The organism is Paraburkholderia sp. RL17-373-BIF-A, from assembly GCF_046030175.1.
Classification (GTDB): Bacteria; Pseudomonadota; Gammaproteobacteria; order Burkholderiales; family Burkholderiaceae; genus Paraburkholderia.
The window spans coordinates 1-2,434 of the sequence record NZ_JARESO010000201.1; the positions used below are offsets into that span (position 1 = coordinate 1).

The 2,434-nt window shown below is 55.4% G+C and carries 2 protein-coding genes; both read left to right on the forward strand.

The window, feature by feature from the left end; all coding sequences use genetic code 11:
- Nucleotides 1-638: 638 nt before the first annotated feature.
- Nucleotides 639-1,763 (forward strand): hypothetical protein, encoded by a 1,125-nt coding sequence (locus tag P0D80_RS49540; protein ID WP_408295902.1) that lies wholly within the window; start codon nucleotides 639-641, stop codon nucleotides 1,761-1,763.
- Nucleotides 1,764-1,971: 208 nt separating this feature from the next.
- Nucleotides 1,972-2,340 (forward strand): hypothetical protein, encoded by a 369-nt coding sequence (locus tag P0D80_RS49545; RefSeq protein ID WP_408295905.1) that lies wholly within the window; start codon nucleotides 1,972-1,974, stop codon nucleotides 2,338-2,340.
- The last annotated feature ends 94 nt before the right edge of the window (nucleotides 2,341-2,434 follow it).

Below are 2,434 nucleotides of genomic sequence, written 5' to 3' on the forward strand. Positions count from 1 at the left end.
TACAGGTGAAGGTGTCCTCATCGCCAACCTCGTGAACCTGTGGAACTCGTTTGGTAGGTGCGTTTGCGTTAAAAATGGATAGTCGCGTCCGCAGCACGGGAACTCGTACCCATCCGGACAAAGCCAATGCCGATCAGGTCAACCGTTCACAGCTGTCACACGACATGCAGAATGGGCATTCTCCACCCTTGTCTGCGCTCATCACAGGCTAATCTTCGCGCGATAGAATCGCTGCCAGCGACGCATGATGCATCGCCCCGTGATTTTTAGTGATTGCCTCGTCTCCTCATATCTCCCTCAGATATGAACTCAGCCCTCCATCCCCGGAGGGTTTTTTTGGTGCGCGAGCGCGAAGAACCGGGCTACGTTAGCACGCGATGACTGGCCTGGCGATGGAGCGCCAGTAAATTCCTGGAAGCGATGTGCATATGCGCGGAAAGTAGCGAATCGGGAAAGTAAAAATGGACATTTTTACGAAAGACCGATGGTGGCGCATGCGTCAATATATAAATTCTTGGGCAATGTCACGGTTCCACTTTCAGAGCTGGATGCGGGTTCGATTCCCACTACCACCAGGCCTGTATCGGGGCGGAAAAGGATATTTTTAAAAAGTGTTCCGCAGGGGGCGGTCAGACAATGTGAGCGCGTTCTCCTGGCCCTTGCGATTGGATTTCCACGGTTCATCAGCCCGCATGCGTGCCCTGTTGCCTTATCTTGATTCAGAAGTATCGCCTACCTACACTATCACTATGCCAGTAGTCACAACGAATACGTTCTCGAGAGTTTTCAACACGTTTGGTCTTCATGATGAAAAGACCGGATTCGCGGATATGGTCATGCGGGGGGCGAAGTTCGGTAATGCGGGAGGAGCCGGGGACCTGGTTCTTTCGATACTGACGTTCGGGATTTATGCCCTTGTCAAATCCCACAAAATGGATCTGAAAAAAGCCGCTGTCGAAGAAACCCTCAAGCTCCTCCGTGAGCAGATCCAGGCGAATCCAGGTGCAGACTCGGTTTCCGTGCAGGTTGATGGTCAAGAGCTGACGGTTTCCTATAAGCTTCATGCAGGGCTCAATCGGCTGAAGATTACGTTGGGTGCTCATGAGTTTGAGCCGATCGACGGTGTGACGCTTAAGGATTTAAGAGCGCGCCTGGAAAACGTTAACCAACCGTTCGCGGGCGATGATGTTCATCATCACACGCCCGATACGTTGCGACATAGCGCAGCACGCGTGGAGCGGTGGGAGCCCGACGGCGCGGCACTCCTCCAGCGCATCCAGTTGCTTCCGGCAAGGGAGCGGGAGACGCCCCTGAAGACGCTCGTCGACCGGATCGCACAACTGCCTGAAGAAGACCGGTCGACCGCCTTCGGGAGTCTGCTGGTGGCCGTTCGCGACCTCGATGGGGCCGCTCGGCAGACGCTCCTGAATATACTCGTCGGCCGGATCATCTTCCTACCTCCTGGGCCCCAGTGGACCGCCTTCGATGGTGTGCTAGCGGCTGTTCGCGAACTCTACGTGACCGATCGAGGCGCGTCCCTGGACGCGCTCGCTAGCCAAATCTGGGTTCTATCTTCAGAAAACCGGCAGGCTGCCTTCGATGGTGTGCTGGCGGCGGTTCAGGAACTCGACGTCAAAGATCAACCCCTGCCCTTGGCAAGGCTCTCCGGCCAAGTCTGGGCGCTACCTGAAGGGAACCGGAAGGCCGCCCGCGATAGTGTGGATGCTGCGTATCGTTTGGCTACTGCGTATCGTTCAAGCTGAACGCCTCTTTTCGGTTTCGGGCGCGTGAATTGCGTCTGGCGTCTGTGTGCCCGGAGCTCTGCCGGGTACGGCCCGAGTGCCCGTACCTGGTCTGGACTCGTGTCGGGCCGGCGCTAGTAAGCAACTTTGAATGTCGGAGAGTCTTCCGGGCGACTCTTACGTCGATCACAGAATAGGATCATCATGCCCGTTGTGACTGCACAAACGTTTGCAAGAGCTTTTTTCGGTAAAAGTTCATTTGATGAGCTGTTCGCGGGTGGGACGCACGAAACCTTCCGGCCCGGGCGCGGACGGAAAAGACACTCCCACGTTTGGCAGGGAGGTCTTCCGGCACGTCACGGCCAACGCTGAAGAAAGCATGGGGAAACGGGCGGGGGACTTCAATGTTTCGCGCTCACGTGGGACAGTGACTGCGACGATCACCCTGCTGACTGCTTTTATCGGACTGCTCATTGAGCGGGTGTGCAAGAGCATCAGCAGCCGCCATACAGAAGAAGCCTTGACACAAGCGGTAGTCGATCTTCATAGAAGAATCCTCGATACAGATTTCCCGGTTGAGCGGAAACAGCACGTTTGAACCACGCTAAAATTTCTGGGAGAACCATGAAGGTCGGTAATTGTTTGCTGCTTTCGATTTATCATGCGACTCTTAACGAGTCGAAAACACTGCA